18 protein-coding genes and 1 pseudogene are annotated in these 17,918 nt (G+C 42.4%); 14 read left to right on the top strand and 5 right to left on the bottom strand.

Going from position 1 to position 17,918, the window contains the following annotated elements:
• The first annotated feature begins 6 nt into the window (after nucleotides 1–6).
• The 12 genes from dprA (at nucleotide 7) to ABE547_RS06965 (ending at nucleotide 12,566) form a co-directional block, all read left to right on the top strand.
• Nucleotides 7–1,086, top strand: coding sequence for a DNA-processing protein DprA (dprA, locus tag ABE547_RS07020; RefSeq protein WP_347378097.1), 1,080 nt, complete (start codon nucleotides 7–9; stop codon nucleotides 1,084–1,086).
• A 38-nt stretch (nucleotides 1,087–1,124) separates the two neighbouring features.
• Entirely contained in the window at nucleotides 1,125–3,209 is a 2,085-nt protein-coding gene (gene topA, locus ABE547_RS07015; protein ID WP_347378096.1) for a type I DNA topoisomerase, read from the top strand.
• A 63-nt stretch (nucleotides 3,210–3,272) separates the two neighbouring features.
• Nucleotides 3,273–4,055: a GTP-sensing pleiotropic transcriptional regulator CodY gene (gene codY, locus ABE547_RS07010; RefSeq protein ID WP_235250787.1), complete on the top strand. Its 783-nt coding sequence runs from the start codon at nucleotides 3,273–3,275 to the stop codon at nucleotides 4,053–4,055.
• A gap of 85 nt (nucleotides 4,056–4,140) precedes the next feature.
• The gene (locus tag ABE547_RS07005; RefSeq protein ID WP_347378095.1) at nucleotides 4,141–4,446 is read left to right on the top strand and encodes a hypothetical protein; all 306 of its coding nucleotides are present in this window, start codon (nucleotides 4,141–4,143) and stop codon (nucleotides 4,444–4,446) included.
• Between the two features lie 113 nt (nucleotides 4,447–4,559).
• The gene (locus tag ABE547_RS07000) at nucleotides 4,560–4,847 is read left to right on the top strand and encodes a co-chaperone GroES (protein WP_347378094.1); all 288 of its coding nucleotides are present in this window, start codon (nucleotides 4,560–4,562) and stop codon (nucleotides 4,845–4,847) included.
• Nucleotides 4,848–4,901: 54 nt separating this feature from the next.
• Nucleotides 4,902–6,527, top strand: coding sequence for a chaperonin GroEL (groL, locus tag ABE547_RS06995; RefSeq protein WP_347378093.1), 1,626 nt, complete (start codon nucleotides 4,902–4,904; stop codon nucleotides 6,525–6,527).
• A gap of 102 nt (nucleotides 6,528–6,629) precedes the next feature.
• Nucleotides 6,630–7,121 (top strand): DUF6106 family protein, encoded by a 492-nt coding sequence (locus ABE547_RS06990; RefSeq protein WP_347378092.1) that lies wholly within the window; start codon nucleotides 6,630–6,632, stop codon nucleotides 7,119–7,121.
• 108 nt (nucleotides 7,122–7,229) lie between these two features.
• Nucleotides 7,230–8,684 carry an IMP dehydrogenase gene (gene guaB / locus ABE547_RS06985; RefSeq protein ID WP_347378090.1) on the top strand — a complete coding sequence of 485 codons (1,455 nt, stop codon included), beginning with the start codon at nucleotides 7,230–7,232 and terminating at the stop codon, nucleotides 8,682–8,684.
• 142 nt (nucleotides 8,685–8,826) lie between these two features.
• Entirely contained in the window at nucleotides 8,827–9,852 is a 1,026-nt protein-coding gene (locus ABE547_RS06980) for an aldose epimerase family protein (RefSeq protein WP_347378089.1), read from the top strand.
• A gap of 86 nt (nucleotides 9,853–9,938) precedes the next feature.
• Nucleotides 9,939–10,634: a peptidoglycan recognition family protein gene (locus ABE547_RS06975; RefSeq protein WP_347378088.1), complete on the top strand. Its 696-nt coding sequence runs from the start codon at nucleotides 9,939–9,941 to the stop codon at nucleotides 10,632–10,634.
• 95 nt (nucleotides 10,635–10,729) lie between these two features.
• Nucleotides 10,730–12,007 (top strand): trypsin-like peptidase domain-containing protein, encoded by a 1,278-nt coding sequence (locus ABE547_RS06970; protein WP_347378087.1) that lies wholly within the window; start codon nucleotides 10,730–10,732, stop codon nucleotides 12,005–12,007.
• 127 nt (nucleotides 12,008–12,134) lie between these two features.
• Nucleotides 12,135–12,566, top strand: a complete 432-nt coding sequence (locus ABE547_RS06965; protein WP_347378086.1) for a hypothetical protein — start codon at nucleotides 12,135–12,137, stop codon at nucleotides 12,564–12,566.
• 56 nt (nucleotides 12,567–12,622) lie between these two features.
• On the opposite strand, the gene ABE547_RS06960 is transcribed toward ABE547_RS06965, so the two are convergent.
• The gene (locus ABE547_RS06960) at nucleotides 12,623–13,150 is read right to left on the bottom strand and encodes a manganese catalase family protein (RefSeq protein ID WP_347378085.1); all 528 of its coding nucleotides are present in this window, start codon (nucleotides 13,148–13,150) and stop codon (nucleotides 12,623–12,625) included.
• A 54-nt stretch (nucleotides 13,151–13,204) separates the two neighbouring features.
• On the opposite strand from ABE547_RS06960, the gene ABE547_RS06955 reads away from it, so the two are divergent.
• Nucleotides 13,205–14,050: a recombinase family protein gene (locus ABE547_RS06955; RefSeq protein WP_347378084.1), complete on the top strand. Its 846-nt coding sequence runs from the start codon at nucleotides 13,205–13,207 to the stop codon at nucleotides 14,048–14,050.
• Between the two features lie 71 nt (nucleotides 14,051–14,121).
• On the opposite strand, the gene ABE547_RS06950 is transcribed toward ABE547_RS06955, so the two are convergent.
• The 4 genes and pseudogenes from ABE547_RS06950 to ABE547_RS06935 all read right to left on the bottom strand — a co-directional run bounded on the left by ABE547_RS06950 (nucleotide 14,122) and on the right by ABE547_RS06935 (nucleotide 16,430).
• Entirely contained in the window at nucleotides 14,122–15,792 is a 1,671-nt protein-coding gene (locus ABE547_RS06950) for a SulP family inorganic anion transporter (RefSeq protein ID WP_347378083.1), read from the bottom strand.
• Nucleotides 15,793–15,936: 144 nt separating this feature from the next.
• Nucleotides 15,937–16,038: pseudogene (locus ABE547_RS06945) on the bottom strand (manganese catalase family protein); the annotation flags it as partial.
• Between the two features lie 3 nt (nucleotides 16,039–16,041).
• Nucleotides 16,042–16,311, bottom strand: a complete 270-nt coding sequence (locus ABE547_RS06940) for a spore coat protein CotJB (protein WP_347378082.1) — start codon at nucleotides 16,309–16,311, stop codon at nucleotides 16,042–16,044.
• Nucleotides 16,308–16,430 carry a spore coat associated protein CotJA gene (locus tag ABE547_RS06935; protein ID WP_347378174.1) on the bottom strand — a complete coding sequence of 41 codons (123 nt, stop codon included), beginning with the start codon at nucleotides 16,428–16,430 and terminating at the stop codon, nucleotides 16,308–16,310. The genes ABE547_RS06940 and ABE547_RS06935 overlap by 4 nt, the downstream gene beginning before the upstream one ends.
• Before the next feature lie 279 nt (nucleotides 16,431–16,709).
• Here ABE547_RS06935 and ABE547_RS06930 point away from each other — a divergent pair, with 279 nt between their 5' ends.
• Nucleotides 16,710–17,891 carry a putative peptidoglycan glycosyltransferase FtsW gene (locus ABE547_RS06930; RefSeq protein ID WP_347378081.1) on the top strand — a complete coding sequence of 394 codons (1,182 nt, stop codon included), beginning with the start codon at nucleotides 16,710–16,712 and terminating at the stop codon, nucleotides 17,889–17,891.
• The last annotated feature ends 27 nt before the right edge of the window (nucleotides 17,892–17,918 follow it).

The raw sequence follows: 17,918 nt of genomic DNA, 5'->3' as shown, positions 1-17,918 counted from the left end.
GAACGGATGATGTATGAATTCTGGCTTGCATCAGTACGCCCGCTGACGGACTGGAAAAAGAAAAAATTACGGGAAGTATATCATTGTGCAAAAGATATATATTATATAGAAGAAAAAGCATTAAAGAAGCTGGATTTTCTGAAAGAACAGGATGTATATACGTTATGCATCGCGAAGAAGGATAAGGATCTGGAATGGAGATGGAAACAGCTTGAAAAAAAGCAAATTCGGTTTGTTCCGTATTTTTCAGAAGAATATCCGAAGAGGCTTACAAGACTTTCAGATCCACCGTATGCATTATATGTAAAAGGGGAGCTCCCGCAGGATGATGTATATACGGCTGCAATTGTCGGAGCGAGAAGGTGCAGTCCATATGGAGAAGAGATGGCGCTGGAGTACGGAGAAAGCCTGGCAAGGGCAGGAATCGCAATTATCAGTGGTCTGGCAAGAGGTATTGACGGTGCGGGACAGAGGGGCGCACTGAACGGTGGGGGTAAAACATATGGAGTACTGGGGTGCGGAGTGGATGTCTGTTATCCGAGAGAACATATCGGACTCTATATGGATATTCAGAAGCAGGGAGGAGTTCTGTCAGAACGTCTTCCACAGGAGCAGCCTCTTCCGGCTTATTTTCCTGAAAGAAACCGTATTATCAGCGGATTATCGGATGTTGTACTCGTCATGGAAGCAAAAGAAAAGAGCGGATCTCTGATCACAGCAGATCTGGCGCTGGAACAGGGAAAAGATGTGTATGCGCTTCCGGGGCCGGTCACGAGTGCTCTAAGTACAGGATGTCATCGACTGATCAGACAGGGGGCGGGGATTCTTCTGTCACCGGAAGATCTCCTGGAAGAACTGAATATAGAAAACGGAAAACATGGACAAAAAAATCACAAAAATAAAAAAGTGCTTGAAACTGCCGAAAATATGGTGTATAGTTGCCTTGATTTGTTCCCAAAAGGAATCAGTCAGCTGGTAGAGGAGACACATCTTTCACCACAGGAACTTATGGAAAGACTGATTACGCTGGAAATCAAAGGATATGTCAGAGAGATATCTCAGGGATATTATATAAAGGTCCGGTGACAGGACCAACAGGGAGTTATAATGGAGGAAGCAAGTTTATGGCACGCTATCTGGTAATCGTGGAATCACCTGCGAAGGTGAAGACAATTAAAAAATTTTTAGGAAGCAATTATGTGGTAACCGCATCCAACGGTCATGTCAGAGACCTGCCCAAGAGCCAGATGGGAATTGATGTGGAACATGATTATGAGCCTAAATATATTACGATCCGAGGAAAAGGAGAAATACTTGCCAATCTTCGAAAAGAAGTAAAAAAAGCGGATAAGATCTATCTTGCAACTGACCCGGACCGTGAGGGAGAAGCGATTTCCTGGCATCTGAGTCAGGCGCTTAAGCTGGAAGGGAAAAAGGTATATCGTATCAGTTTTAATGAAATCACAAAAAATGCAGTCAAAGCATCTTTGAAAAATCCAAGGGAAATCGATATGGATCTGGTAGATGCGCAGCAGGCGCGCCGTATCTTGGATCGAATCGTTGGATATAAGATCAGTCCTCTGTTATGGGCCAAGGTAAAGAGGGGCTTAAGTGCCGGACGTGTGCAGTCTGTGGCTCTTCGTATCATTGCGGACAGAGAAGATGAGATCAATGCATTTATTCCGGAAGAATACTGGACACTGGATGCCAATCTGAAAGTGAAAGGTGAGAAAAAGCTTCTGACTGCGAAGTTTTACGGAACAGAGAAGAAGAAGATGACGATTTCATCCAAAGAAGAACTGGATAAAATCATAGAAGAGATCGATCAGGCAGAATATTCTGTGGCTGAAATCAAAAAAGGAGAACGCATCAAAAAAGCACCGGTGCCGTTTACTACCAGTACTTTGCAGCAGGAGGCTTCAAAAGTCCTGAACTTTGCTACGGCAAAGACCATGCGGATTGCGCAGCAGCTCTATGAAGGAATCGATATAAAGGGAAATGGAACGGTCGGACTGATCACATATCTTCGTACGGATTCAACCCGTATCTCTGATGAAGCAGATGCAAATGTCCGCAGTTATATCGGTGATTGTTTTGGTAATGAATATGTAGCGGCAGGGGAAGCCAGAAACGGTAATGAGAAAAAGACTGTGCAGGATGCACATGAAGCGATTCGTCCAACGGATGTTACCCGTACTCCGGCTGCAATGAAAGATTCTCTGACCAGAGATCAGTTCCGTCTGTATCAGCTGATCTGGAAACGCTTTGTGGCAAGCAGAATGCAGCCTGCACGATATGAGACTACTTCTGTGAAGATCGCTGCGGGAGAATATCGCTTTGCAGTGACTGCATCCAAGATTGCTTTCGAAGGCTTCCGTGCCGTATATACAGAAGCGGAAGAAGAAAAAGAACAGAATAATGTTCTGTTAAAAGGGCTGGATATGGATTCTGTTTTAACAAAAGAAAGCTTTGACATGAAACAGCATTTTACGCAGCCGCCGGCTCATTATACAGAAGCTGCGCTGGTCAAGACACTGGAAGAGCTTGGCATCGGACGTCCAAGTACTTATGCGCCGACAATTTCGACGATCATTGCACGAAGATATGTTGCGAAAGAAAATAAGAACCTGTATCTGACAGAAATAGGGGAAGTTGTCAACAATATCATGAAACAGTCATTCCCAAGTATCGTTGATGTCAACTTTACGGCGAATATGGAAAGTCTTCTGGATGGTGTGGCAGAAGGTAAAGTAAAATGGAAGACGATCATTGAGAATTTCTATCCTGATCTTGAGGAAGCGGTTGAAAAAGCAGAAAAAGAACAGGAACAGGTAAAGATTGAAGACGAAGTTACGGATGTGGTTTGTGATCAGTGTGGAAGAAATATGGTGATCAAGTATGGACCGCACGGACGATTTCTTGCATGTCCCGGATTTCCGGAATGTCGCAATACGAAACCTTATCTGGAAAAGGTCGGCGTTGCCTGCCCGATCTGTGGAAAAGATGTTGTGATCCGTAAAACGAAGAAGGGCAGAAAGTATTATGGATGTGAGGATAATCCGGAGTGTGAATTCATGTCCTGGCAGAAACCATCCGTGAAAAAATGTCCGCGTTGTGGAAAGTATATGGTAGAGAAGGGAAACAAGCTTCTTTGCAGTGACGAAAAATGTGGATACGTGGAAAATAAAGAAATTAAGAATTATAATTAGGAAAATTCATTGAATGTTAGGGAATTGTATGATAATATACATTCATAGGATGGAGGAATGTAAATGGGCGTACAATTGTTAGATAAAACCAGAAAAATCAACAAATTACTGCATAATAATAATTCGAGTAAAGTAGTATTTAATGATATCTGCGAAGTACTCACTGAGATTCTCGATTCAAACGTGCTAGTAATCAGCAAGAAGGGAAAGGTGCTTGGGGGAAGTAAATGTAAAGATGTTCCTTATATTACAGAGCTGATTGAGAAAGAAGTCGGAAAGCATATTGATGAAATGTTGAACGAACGTCTTCTCAGCATCTTATCCACAAAAGAAAATGTAAACCTGCAGACACTGGGATTTTCAGAAGAGGCGGTAAAAGGATGTCAGGCAATCATTACTCCTATTGATATTGCCGGCGAAAGACTTGGAACACTGTTCATTTATAAGATGAACACCATGTATGAAATTGATGACATTATTCTCAGTGAATACGGTACCACAGTTGTAGGGCTGGAAATGTTAAGATCCGTAAATGAAGAAAGTGCGGAAGAGACCAGAAAAGAGCATATTGTTCAGTCAGCAATCAGCACGCTGTCTTATTCAGAGCTGGAGGCAATCATTCATATCTTTGATGAATTGAACGGTACAGAAGGAATTCTTGTAGCAAGCAAGATTGCAGACAGAGTTGGAATTACGAGATCTGTGATTGTGAATGCTCTCCGTAAATTTGAAAGTGCAGGGGTAATTGAATCCCGCTCTTCCGGAATGAAGGGAACTTATATCAAGGTTGTGAACGATTATGTTTTCACAGAGTTGGAGCGTATCAAAGCAGAACGCATGAAATAAGCCTAAATATAAAGGGCTGTTGCAAAATTATCTGTTTGCAGCAGTCCTTTTTGTGCATTAGAACGAAGGAGGGCCGGAAAAAATTATGTATGAGAATTGTCATGCAACTTTGAAGATACACAGAATGATATTAAAGGACAGTTTTTTTGATCGCTGTCATTATTCATGTAAGGTGATTACGTATCGTCCGGAGGAAGAATGTATATACTTATTATCGGAAGGGACAGAGCTTACGGCTTTTTCCCTTGATGGACTGTATGAATGTCGGATAGAAGATGAAAACTGCATGAATATCTGTAAAGGAATGATCAGGGAAAGATACTGGAACAAACAGGGGAAGGTTATCAAATTCCAGATCCAGAATGGATTTTATAAAAAAGTTCTAAACTAAATATAAATTGTGTTGACAAAAGGAAAAGAGAGTGCTATTTTATATCTAGAATCTTTCAGCACTCTCTTTTGTTGAGTGCTAACAATATAGAAATCAATAAGGAGGCTTACATTATGAGATTAGTACCATTAGGTGACAGAGTTGTTTTAAAACAGTTAGTAGCAGAAGAGACTACAAAGTCAGGAATTGTGATCCCTGGACAGTCAAAGGAAAAACCGCAGCAGGCAGAAGTTGTGGCAGTTGGACCTGGCGGAACAGTAGATGGAAAGGAAGTTACAATGAATGTAACTGTTGGACAGCAGGTTATCTACTCTAAATATTCCGGTACAACAGTAGAACTTGATGATGAGGAATATATTGTTGTAAAGCAGGATGATATTCTTGCAATCGTAGAGAAGTAAGTAAAATCACAGACATAGAACAGATATCATATAATTTTTAGGAGGAATGCAATTATGGCAAAGGAAATCAAATACGGCGCTGAAGCCAGAAGAGCTTTGGAAGCAGGCGTAAATCAGCTTGCTAATACAGTTAGAGTAACACTTGGACCAAAAGGACGCAATGTTGTTCTTGATAAGTCATTCGGTGCTCCGCTGATCACAAATGATGGTGTGACTATTGCAAAAGAAATTGAGCTTGAGGATGCATTTGAAAACATGGGTGCACAGCTGATCAAAGAAGTTGCTTCCAAGACCAATGATGTGGCTGGAGATGGAACAACAACAGCTACCGTACTTGCACAGGCTATGGTACATGAAGGAATGAAGAATCTGGAAGCAGGCGCTAATCCGATCATCCTTCGAAAAGGTATGAAAAAAGCGACAGATGTTGCAGTTGAGGCAATTGCAAAGATGTCCAGTAAAGTAAAAGATAAAGATCAGATCGCAAAGGTTGCATCTATTTCTGCAGGTGATGAGGCTGTTGGTCAGATGGTAGCTGATGCAATGGAAAAAGTATCTAATGACGGAGTTATTACAATTGAAGAATCCAAGACCATGAAGACAGAGCTTGATCTGGTAGAAGGTATGCAGTTTGATCGCGGATATATTTCTGCATATATGGCAACTGATATGGATAAAATGGAAGCAAATCTGGATGATCCGTATATTCTGGTTACAGACAAAAAGATTTCTAATATTCAGGACCTTCTTCCGGTACTGGAACAGATCGTACAGAGCGGTGCAAGACTTCTGATCATCGCTGAGGATATTGAAGGAGAGGCACTTACAACTCTGATCGTTAACAAGCTTCGCGGAACTTTCAATATAGTAGCTGTTAAAGCACCGGGATATGGAGACAGAAGAAAAGAAATGCTTCGTGATATCGCAATCCTGACAGGCGGAGAAGTAATCTCTGATGAACTGGGAATGGATCTGAAGGAAGTTACTCTGGCTCAGCTTGGACGTGCAAAATCTGTAAAGGTTCAGAAAGAAAATACGGTTATCGTTGATGGTATGGGCGATAAAGCTGCAATTGCTGATCGTGTTGCACAGATCAAGGGACAGATTGAAGAGACCACATCTGATTTTGACAGAGAAAAATTACAGGAAAGACTTGCAAAACTGGCAGGCGGCGTAGCTGTTATCCGTGTTGGTGCTGCTACTGAAACTGAGATGAAAGAAGCAAAACTCCGTATGGAAGACGCTCTGAATGCGACCAGAGCAGCCGTAGAAGAAGGTATTATTTCCGGTGGTGGATCCGCTTATATTCACGCTGCAAAAGAAGTTGCAAAGGTTGCGGATACTCTGGAAGGTGACGAGAAGACAGGTGCAAAGGTTGTATTAAAGGCACTGGAATCTCCACTGTTCCACATTGCAGCAAATGCAGGACTTGAAGGTGCTGTGATTATTAATAAAGTAAGAGAATCTGAAGTGGGAACAGGATTCAATGCTCTGACAGAAGAGTATGTTGACATGGTTGAGACGGGTATTCTTGATCCTGCAAAGGTTACAAGAAGTGCACTTCAGAATGCAACAAGTGTAGCATCTACATTGCTGACAACAGAGTCTGTTGTGGCAGATATCAAAGTAGATACACCGGCTATGCCGGCAGGCGGCAACCCGGGAATGGGAATGATGTAACAGATTATAAACTTTTTGAAAACTCCTCTTATGAGGAGTTTTCTTTTTGTCATGATATGTGGTACAATAGCAATAAGTATAATAAGCTTGGAGGAAAAAACCATGGATGACTTTTACACAGAACAATTGATTAAAAAACAGACAGGCATGAAAGATCTTGTGATCAGAGCGCTTCTTGTCGCGCTTACGATCGTATCCGTGTTTGCCATATTCATGTTCTCATTTGGACTTCTTGTTACAGTAATCTTAATCATTGTTGATGTTATCATGTTCCGCAGCATGAATGTGGAATATGAGTATTTATTTGTAAATGGAGATCTTGATATTGATAAGATCATGAATAAGTCGAAAAGAAAGAAACTTCTTTCCGTAAGTTTAGATCAGCTGGAGCTTCTTGCACCGGTAGGCGCAGTGGAATTGATGCAATATAAAAAAGCAAAAACCTATGATTATACATCAGGAGCAGGAAATGCAGATCAGTATGCGCTGATCGTATCAAACGGAGGGGAGATCAAACAGATTATATTTGAACCCAATGATACAATTATTGAAGGATTTTTTATGAAAGCCCCCAGAAAGGTGATTCGCAAATAGATTGTACAAAAATAAAAAAAGAGTCGAAATCTGTTGACAACAGTCAGTAAAATTCGTTATTATAGCATTTAAATATTAAATGTGTTTAGAGAAAGAGAGGGTGTAATCATGGGAAAAATAATTGGAGAGGGAATTACATTTGATGATGTACTTTTAGTGCCGCAGTATTCAGAAGTGATTCCAAACCAAGTAGATTTATCAACTAATTTAACAAAAAAGATCAGGTTAAATATTCCGATGATGAGTGCGGGAATGGATACCGTTACAGAGCATCGCATGGCAATTGCAATGGCTCGTCAGGGTGGAATTGGTATTATTCATAAAAACATGTCTATTCAGGAGCAGGCAGAAGAGGTAGATAAAGTAAAACGATCTGAGAATGGTGTTATTACAGATCCATTTTATTTATCTCCTGAGAATACACTGGAAGATGCGAATAATCTGATGGCAAAGTTCAGAATTTCAGGTGTTCCTATTACAGAAGGAAGAAAGTTAGTTGGTATTATCACAAACCGTGATTTAAAATTTGAAGAAGATTTCTCTAAGAAGATAAAAGAATCCATGACATCAGAAGGCCTGATTACAGCACCGGAAGGTATTACGCTGGAAGAAGCAAAGAGAATTCTTGCAAAAGCAAGAAAAGAAAAACTTCCGATTGTTGATAAAGATTTTAATCTGAAAGGTCTCATTACAATCAAAGATATTGAGAAGCAGATCAAGTATCCATTGTCTGCAAAAGATGCACAGGGACGTCTTCTCTGTGGAGCAGCGATCGGTATTACTGCGAACTGTCTGGAAAGAGCACAGGAACTGGTAAATGCGAAAGTCGATGTCGTGGTAATGGATTCTGCACATGGACACTCCGCAAATGTAATCCGTACTGTAGATATGGTTAAGTCCAAATTCCCGGATCTGCAGGTAATCGCAGGAAATGTAGCAACCGGAGAGGCTGCAGAAGCATTGATCAAAGCCGGTGTAGATGCAGTTAAGGTTGGTATCGGACCTGGTTCTATCTGTACAACACGTGTTGTGGCAGGTATCGGAGTTCCGCAGATTTCTGCTGTTATGGACTGTTATGAAGCTGCAGATAAATATGGTATACCAATCATTGCGGATGGCGGTATCAAGTATTCCGGAGATATGACAAAAGCAATTGCAGCAGGTGCCAATGTATGTATGATGGGAAGTATCTTTGCAGGATGTGATGAAAGTCCTGGAACATTCGAGTTATACCAGGGAAGAAAATATAAAGTATATCGTGGAATGGGATCGATCGCAGCGATGGAAAACGGAAGCAAAGACCGCTATTTCCAGTCGGATGCAAAGAAACTTGTGCCGGAAGGTGTAGAGGGACGTGTTGCATATAAGGGATCTGTGGAAGATACAGTATTCCAGCTGATGGGAGGACTTCGCTCCGGTATGGGTTATTGTGGAACTCCTACAATTGAAGATTTGAAGAAGAATGGAAAGTTTGTAAAGATTTCCGCAGCATCATTAAAAGAAAGTCATCCACATGATATTCATATTACGAAAGAAGCACCGAACTATAGTGTAGATGAATAAGGTTTAAAAATAGGCTGGGGATCATTGCAAAATATAGAGATATCATCATGAATATACAATATATTTTGCAACAGTCCCCGGTCTTTTTGTGTGAAACGAAGCTTTATGATGAAAATCTGTAATATAAAGGAGGAAGATAATTATGATCTGTAACATTGATCAAACGGCAAAGGGAGAAAAAGCGACCTGTTATTCACTGAAAAATAAGAAGGGGATGGAAGTCGTTGTATCTGATTTTGGAGCGACTCTGGTGAAAGTACTGGTTCCGGATCGGGATAATATTCTGCGGGATGTTGTGCTGGGATATGATACTGTGGAAGGATATGAACAGGGAGGCGTTCATTTTGGGGCGACGGTTGGACGTGTTGCGAATCGTATCGGTGGCGCTGGTTTTGAATTGAACGGAAAAGAATATCGACTGACAAAAAATGATAATCAGAACACGCTCCATGGAGGGATTGATTATTACAATAAAAGAATGTGGAAAACAGAACAGGAAGATGATACAAAAGTGGTATTTTCTCTTCTGAGCCCGGATGGAGATCAGGGATTTCCGGGGAATCTGAAGATTCAGGTATCTTATGAACTGACGGAAGAGCAGGAGTTAAAGATTCATTATGATGCTGTTTCGGATCAGGATACAATCATCAATCTTACAAACCACAGCTATTTTAATCTGTCCGGCCACGATTCGGGTTCAGTTCTGGATCAGGAGGTAATGATATGTGCCGAGGCATTTACAGAGGCAGATGCAGAATCAATTCCAACGGGAAAAATTGTACCGGTAGACGGGACTCCAATGGATTTTAGAAAGAAAAAGCCAATCGGGAGAGATGTGGAAGAGGAGTATGAAGCTCTGATATTCGGTAAGGGATACGATCACAACTGGGTGCTTGACGGAACAGGAATGCGCATGGTAGCAGCGATGGCTTCAAAACAGACTGGCATATCAATGGAAGTATATACAGATCTTCCGGGAATGCAGTTCTATACCGGCAATTTCCTGGAGGCTGAGAAAGGAAAAGATGGGGCAGTGTACGGAAAAAGAAGTGGTGCATGTTTTGAAACACAGTATTTTCCGGATGCGATTCACAAAGAGAATTTTGAAGGGCCGGTGTTAAAAAACGGAGAGAGATATGAGACGACAACGGTGTATAAGTTTGTCTGATCTTCAGAAAATCATAAGTAACTTTTCATAAAATTATCAGATTGTATGTGCTAGGATAAGAACAGATAATTGAATGGAGAGTTTACATGAGAAAAAAGAAACAAAGAAGCTGCAAAAGGATATCAAAGTCCAGAAAAAAGAGGATTTATCAGAGAAATATGCGGATCGGCATTGTGATACTCCTGCTTCTGACGGTCGTGGCTGTTATGGTAAAACTGGTGAAGTCAGGGACATTTTCTGACCAGTATACAGAAAATGAAGGAGATGTCATTGAACGGTACCGACCGGAGATAGAGGTTAATCTCCTGACAACGAATCCTTATTCCAGACCGGGAATCGAGACGGGAAAAATTACAGGAGTCGTGGTACATTATACGGCCAATCCCGGAGCAACGGCAATGAATAACAGAGATTATTTTGAAAGTCTGAAAGATACCCATGAGACGAAAGTAAGCAGTAATTTTGTGATCGGCCTGGAGGGGGAGATTGTCCAGTGTGTTCCGACCTGGGAGGTGGCATATGCATCGAATGGGCGCAACAATGATACGGTCTCAATCGAATGCTGTCATCCGGATGAAACAGGAAAATTCAATGATAAGACCTATGAATCGATGGTTGAACTGTGCGCATGGCTGTGTCTGAAGTTTGATCTGAAAGAGACGGATGTAATCAGGCATTATGATGTTACAGGAAAAAACTGTCCGAAATATTTTGTCGAAAATGAGGAAGCATGGGAGCAGTTCAGAAGCGATATCGGAGAAGAGCTGAAAACATATAAATAACTCTTTTTCTTCACCTAATTTCTGCATTTTCATCACACTTTCATCACAATTTCGAGGTACACTACAAACATAGAAAGATGAAAGGGGCCATAGATATGGAAAATCAATATAATTACTATACATCAGATCAGGAATCTTCAGGTCAGAATATGAATTATGAAGAGCCAATGGAAGAGAAGAAGAAAAGGAAGGTACCGAGATGGGTACAGGCTGCATGTCTTGGACTGATCTTTGGGCTGGTTGCCAGTGCGGCATTTCAGACCAGCAATATCATTGCCGGTAAGATTACCGGAAAAGAGACAATTTCCGATACAAGTGACAAACAGGCAAAGACAACCACAACTGCGAACAGCACAAAGCTGACGACTTCTTCCGGTACGACTGTAACGACGGATATTGCACAGATTGTGAAAAATACAATGCCGTCAGTCGTATCTATTACCAGTATGAGTGTTCAGCAGGTGCAGAGCTTCTTTGGCGGGATTCAGGAACAGCAGAGTGAGAGTGCCGGTTCCGGAATTATCATTGGACAGAATGATGACGAACTGCTGATTGTGACCAACAACCATGTAGTAGAAGGTAGTGATACACTTACGGTATCTTTTATAGATGAAGAAAGTGTAGAAGCGAATATCAAAGGAACCAATCCGGATAAGGATCTGGCGGTTGTAGCCGTTCCTCTGGAGAACGTCAAGGATTCTACAATGGACGAGATTGCAGTGGCAACTTTGGGAGATTCTACAGAACTTCAGGTCGGAGAACCTGCGATTGCAATCGGAAATGCACTGGGGTATGGGCAGTCCGTGACGACCGGTATCATCTCTGCAACGAATCGTTCCATCGAAAGCTATGACGGTAAGCTTATTCAGACTGATGCAGCGATCAATCCTGGAAACAGTGGTGGTGCTCTGTTGAATGCAAACGGAGAAGTGATCGGTATCAACTCTGCGAAAATAGCACAGGAACAGGTAGAAGGTATCGGATATGCAATCCCGATTTCTGATGCAAGTGATATCATCACCAATCTGATGAATCAGGAAACGAAGACGAAAGTAGCAGAAGAAGAAAGAGGATATATCGGAATTAAGGGAGTCGATGTTACGGATGACAGTGCTCAGATGTATAATATGCCGACGGGTGTATATATATCAGAAGTGCTTTCCGGAACAGGTGCAGAAAAAGCTGGTTTGACAAAAGGGTCTGTCATCACTGCCATTAATGGAACAACAGTTGACAGTATGGAGGCTTTGCAGGAACAGCTTCAGTACTACAGAATAGGAGAAAAGGTTACTCTGACGATACAGATACCGGAAAAAAATGGCGAGTATGATAAGAAGGATGTTGAAGTGACACTGGGAGAACAGCAGAGGTAAATTTTTTGCAAAATATGTAAAGTTTTTTTGATATTTGTATCTGGTTGTAGTATAATTACAATGTATGTGGATGCTGGATACAGCATAGTCAGCGAAATTATTACATTGTGAGGAGGGGCAGGTTCTGATGAAATGTCCAATATGTGGTCAGGAATTACGGCCGGGAAAGAAAGATCCGAATTATCTGTTATGCTATAACTGTAAAAAGAAATTTAAAATGCCTCAGAAGGCTCAGAAGAAAACGGAGAGCGCGGAAGAAGAGGAAAAGAAATATTCTAACATACCACCAAAGAAAGTGCGGGAAAAGCGTGAGAAAGAGATGCGCGATGCGTATGATGAGCTTCTTTCTGTAGAAGATGACAGAAAGAAGAAAAAGTCAAAACCGGCGCCGAAGCCGAAACGTAAAGAAGAGTTAGAGGATGATCTTTACGATGACATCGATGATGATTATGATTATGATGACGATGACGAGCCGGGAATGTCAAAAGCACCAATTATTATTCTTGCAATTGCAATTGTTGTGGTAGCTGCTCTGATCGCATTCATGCTGCTGAGATAAAATACTGACAGTCGATTCATAACAAGTTTCAGTTATGAATCGACTGTTTTTTTGTTTTACTTACAGTTTGAGTCGAATTCCGGATTAATTGCATAAAAGTTCTTACTGTCAAGATGATCCTGGACGATTCTCAGACTTTCACCGAAACGCTGGTAGTGAACGATTTCCCGCTGGCGCAGAAAACGAATGGGGTCACAGATCTCGGGATCTTTTACCAGACGAAGGATGTTATCATAAGTCGTCCGGGCTTTTTGTTCAGCCGCCATATCTTCATGAAGATCTGTGATGGGATCTCCTTTGGACTGAAAGTAAGTTGCAGTCCATGGAGTGCCGCCGGCAGACTGAGGCCAGAGTGCCAGAGTATGATCGACATAATATTTATCAAAACCGGATTTTTCAATCTCCTCCGGGGACAGATTTCTGGTCAGCTGATGGACGATGGCGCAGATCATCTCCATGTGGGCGAGTTCTTCGGTTCCGATATCCGTGAGTACCCCGGTAACCTCCCGATATGGCATGGTATATCTCTGTGCCAGATATCTCATGGAAGCGGCGAGTTCACCATCCGGACCTCCCGATGGCATATTTTCCTGTGATGGAGAATAAAGTATATCGAAAAGCAGAGCGGATGATATAAAATGGTAAAACATGTGCAGACGGGGGCCGCCTATGTGCGGGTATCCACAGAAGATCAACTGGAGTATTCGCCTGACAGCCAGATCAGAAAGATCAGGGAATACGCGGACCGCCATCAGATAGACCTGCCGGATCAGTATATTTATGTGGATATGGGAGTCAGCGGGAAATATGCCAGGAAGCGACCTGATTTTATGAAAATGATCAGTGATGCCAAAAAGAAGCCCAGACCCTTTGATGTCATACTGGTATGGAAATTCTCGCGATTTGCAAGAAGCCGTCAGGACAGCATTCTATATAAGTCCATGCTTCGGAAGGAATGTGGGATTGATGTCGTGTCGATTACAGAACAGCTTTCAGATGATCCGACCTCTATTCTGATTGAGGCGTTGCTGGAAGCCATGGATGAATATTATTCCATTAATCTGGCGCAGGAAGTAAAACGGGGGATGAATGAAAAGTTTTCCAGAGGTGGAGTGGTATCCGTTCCCCCGTTTGGGTACAGAATGGGAGAAAGCCACTTTGAAATAGATGAAACGAGAGCGCCGGTTGTTCAAAAGATATTTGAGCAATTTGTAGAAGGGATGTCCTGCAGCCAGATTGCAAAGTGGCTGAATGCTATGGAAATCCGGACGATACGAGGAAAGCGTTTTGAAAAGAGAAGTGTAAAATATATCCTGATGAATCCGGTGTATACGGGAAAGTTGAGAAGAGGGACAGGAGGAAAAGTAAGCTGTGACAGGTACTATCAGAAAGAACAGGTTCGGATTGTAAGGGGAGAACATTTGCCGATTATCTCAGAAGAGCTTTTTGGGAAAGCGCAGAGAAAAATGCAGGATGAGAAATAGAAAGCGTGCAGTTTTAACAGGCATGGGAAACATGGATGTTAAAACTGCACGGTAAAATAAAGATTCTTTATTTATTTTTCAGAAGCTTCGTTGACGATGGCTTCTGCGTATTCGATAGAAGCGTTGATATTGCGGCGGAAGTTTTTGCGGCCGATCTGATCGAGCAGGCCGGCTTTTTCCATGGCACGCATTGGCTGTTTGTTCACATGAGACAGGATTAAGGTAATGTCATGCTTTTTGCAGTAGTCACAGAGTCCGGAAAGGGCATTCATGGCAGTGCTGTCTACGGAAGGGACGCTTCGCATACGGATGATCAGGCAGCGGGTTCCGTCCTTTACGCTGATCTGTTTGATGGTATCTGCGGCGCCAAAGAATAATGGTCCGGTGATTTCATAAACACTGATCGAAGCAGGAATATGGCGGAGCATATTTTGCTCGGCTGCTTCTTTCTCCGTGGAAAATTCATCTGCACGTTTCCAGCTTTTCAGTTCTGTCTCATCGCTCATCCGTTTCATAAAGAGCAGGCAGGAAATGAGCATTCCTATTTCGATTGCAACTACCAGATCGAAGAGTACTGTCAGAAGAAATGTGGCAATCAGAACAGCATTATCGCTTTTGGGGGCCGTTTTTAAAAGATGAAGGAAAGTTCTCCACTGGCACATATTGTACGCAACCATAAACAGGATGGCTGCAATGGTCGGCATTGGAATCAGTCCTGCATAAGGCATCAGTATCATTAATACAAGAAGCAGTGTGACCGCATGTACCATTCCGGCAACAGGGGTTCGGCCGCCGTTTTTTACATTGGCAGCAGTTCGGGCGATTGCACCTGTGGCAGGGATTCCGCCAAAAAGAGCAGAAGCTATGTTTCCGGCGCCCTGGGCTACAAGTTCCATGTCTGAACGGTGTTGTTCGGTAATCATTCCGTCCGCAACCACACAGGAAAGAAGTGATTCTATTGCAGCGAGAATTGCGATCGTAAAAGCATTTGGCAGTGCGATACGGATCATTTCAAAGTTAATCTGTGGAATATGAAGGGTCGGAAGAGAACTGTTGATCGTATATAGATCTCCTATGGTATTGACTTTCAGAGGAAGCAATTTAACCATCAGAATTCCCGCGATTACGGCAATCAAAGAGGCAGGAATCTTTTCTGTGAACCTGGGGATCACGATTAATATGACAAGACAGATCAGTCCTACGATGAGAGCATCTGTATTGAAAGTGGAAAAGCCTTTGATAAAAGCCTTTAGTTTTTCGGTTGTTTCGATGACGGGCATTCCTTTCGGATAAGTAACTCCGAAGAAATCTTTCAGCTGACCGATCACGATCGTAACAGCAATTCCGGAAGTGAATCCGGTGGTGATCGTGAATGGGATGAATTTGATCAGTGAACCAAAGTGACAAATTCCCATCAGAACCAGTATGACACCGGCAAGTATGGTTGCAAGAATCAGGCCGTCCATTCCACTTTCGGCCACGATGCCTGCGACGATGGTAGCGAAGGCTGCGGTAGGACCTGCAATCTGTACGTGACTTCCGCCAAGCAGAGAGATGACGAAGCCGGCAATGATGGCTGTATAGATTCCCTGCTCGGGACCTACCCCTGATGCAAGTGCAAGTGCAATGGATAACGGTAGCGCTATGATCGCTACAATTATACCGGCAATCACATCCTTAACGAATTGTTCTTTCTTGTAGTTTTTTAGTGTTGTAAACAACATGGGCTGCATTTTTTCCATATTTCTTCCATTATTCTCCTTTTTTGACTTTTTCTTCCGTCAGTCTTTTTTCATTATATCGGTGGAATGTGTGAAATGTCTACAAGAAATATGGCGAAAAATGGATTATTTTTGTATTTTTTTCGGAACAAATAATGTTGACATGCCATTTGGACCTCCAAATTGCGTAATAATAATCTGAGCAATCCGGGGATTAGTTTGCGTGATTTTTACAGGATATTGCAGACGTTTTTCGTAATTCCACATAGATCAGCATCCTCCTTCCTGCCATGGCCATGGATCATTGATCCAGTTCCAGCGTTCAGTCTGGCTGTCGGCAGTATCCAGTGTAAGGGGACCATAGTATTTTGCATATTCATTTAATGCCTGAACACGCTGACATTTAAATTCATTAAAATATTCAAGGGCATCCTGATCGCAGGGATGAGTATCAAGAAACAACTTTGCATCATCTGCAGCAAAACTTACAATATTGATCCAGTCCATCAGTTCTTTGCGGCAGGGTTTTTTTTCGTTCATCGACAGCATCCCCCTTTCCCATGAAATGGCATATCCAGTTCTGCGAATATAGTTCCAAGGCAGAATCCTTTTTCTGCTTCATATAATGAACGCCATTGCTGCCAGGGAATGTATGCCATGGCAAGCGGAAGAGATTTCAGCGTATCAGAAGCAGTCTGCTCTCTGCAGCAGGGAGTGGCGGGAGCAGAAGAACGTGGCGGCATGGAAGATCTTGAATGACCGCTGCCGCGATGGGTATAGTCTGGTGTGGAATAACGATATGCAGGCATTTTTGCGTCTCCTTTCAATATTCTTTGCAATAATATAGTATGGAAATTCACATAAGTTGTGAATGAGATGGTTGTTTTTGCAGAGATATATGAGTATAATAGATACGATTAGATGGGAGTGTAATAAATATGGCGAAAAACCAGAGAACAAAAACCAATGAAAAAACAAATGTAAAACGTTCGGGAACAGGAAAGATACGTTTTTTTGATTACAGTCTTCTTGCTGTGCTGATCTGTCTTGTGTGCTTCGGACTGGTTATGCTGTACAGTACCAGTGCTTATAGCGCAATGGTCACTTATGGAGACAGTATGCATTATTTTAAAAGGCAGATCGTCTTCTGTGTTGCCGGATTTGCAGGCATGTTTATTGTCGCAAGAATAGATTATCATTATTACATAAAATGGGCAAAAGGAATCTATTATATATCGATTTTTCTGATGCTGCTCGTAAAGACGCCTCTGGGAAAAGAGGTAAATGGAGCAAAGAGATGGATCAGGCTCCCGTTTGACCAGCAGCTTCAGCCTTCCGAGATTGCAAAGATTGCAGTGATTCTGTTTATTCCGGTCCTGATCTGTACAATGGGAAAGGAAATAACGACTTTGCAGGGAATGGCAAGGGTGGTGATGTGGGGAGGATTTTCAGCCGCCTGCGTTCTGTTCCTGACGGATAATCTGAGTACTGCAATTATCGTAATGGGAATCACCTGTATCATGATATTCGTTGTTCATCCGAAGACCAAACTGTTTGTGATACTGGCCGTGGCCGGGGCGACAGCCGCGATTGTGGGAGCGAGGCTTCTGGGAATGGCGATGGAAACCAGTGGTAATTTCCGCCTTCGAAGAATTCTTGTGTGGCTGGATCCGGAAAAATATGCATCTGACGGAGGGTATCAGATCATGCAGGCGCTGTACGCGATCGGTTCCGGAGGATTTTTTGGAAAAGGGCTTGGTAACAGTGCGCAGAAGATGATTATCCCGGAAGTGCAGAATGATATGATTCTTTCTATTATATGTGAGGAACTGGGTGTGTTTGGTGCAATCATTGTGCTGGTACTTTTTGGCATGTTGTTGTACAGGCTGTTATTCATAGCTCAGAATGCACCGGATCTGTACGGATCACTGGTTGTGTCAGGTATATTCGGACATATCGCACTGCAGGTAATTCTGAATGTGATGGTTGTAATTAATCTGATCCCGACTACGGGAATTACGCTTCCGTTTATCAGTTACGGAGGTACATCGGTACTGTTTCTGATGGCAGAAATGGGAATTGCACTGGGGGTATCCAGAAAAATAAAAATTGCTGAATAAGAATTCTATACAAGTCTTTCTTTTTTC

This window comes from Dorea sp. YH-dor226, assembly GCF_039832105.1.
GTDB lineage: Bacteria > Bacillota > Clostridia > Lachnospirales > Lachnospiraceae > Dorea_A.
This window is presented reverse-complemented; position numbering and strand designations above follow the sequence as displayed.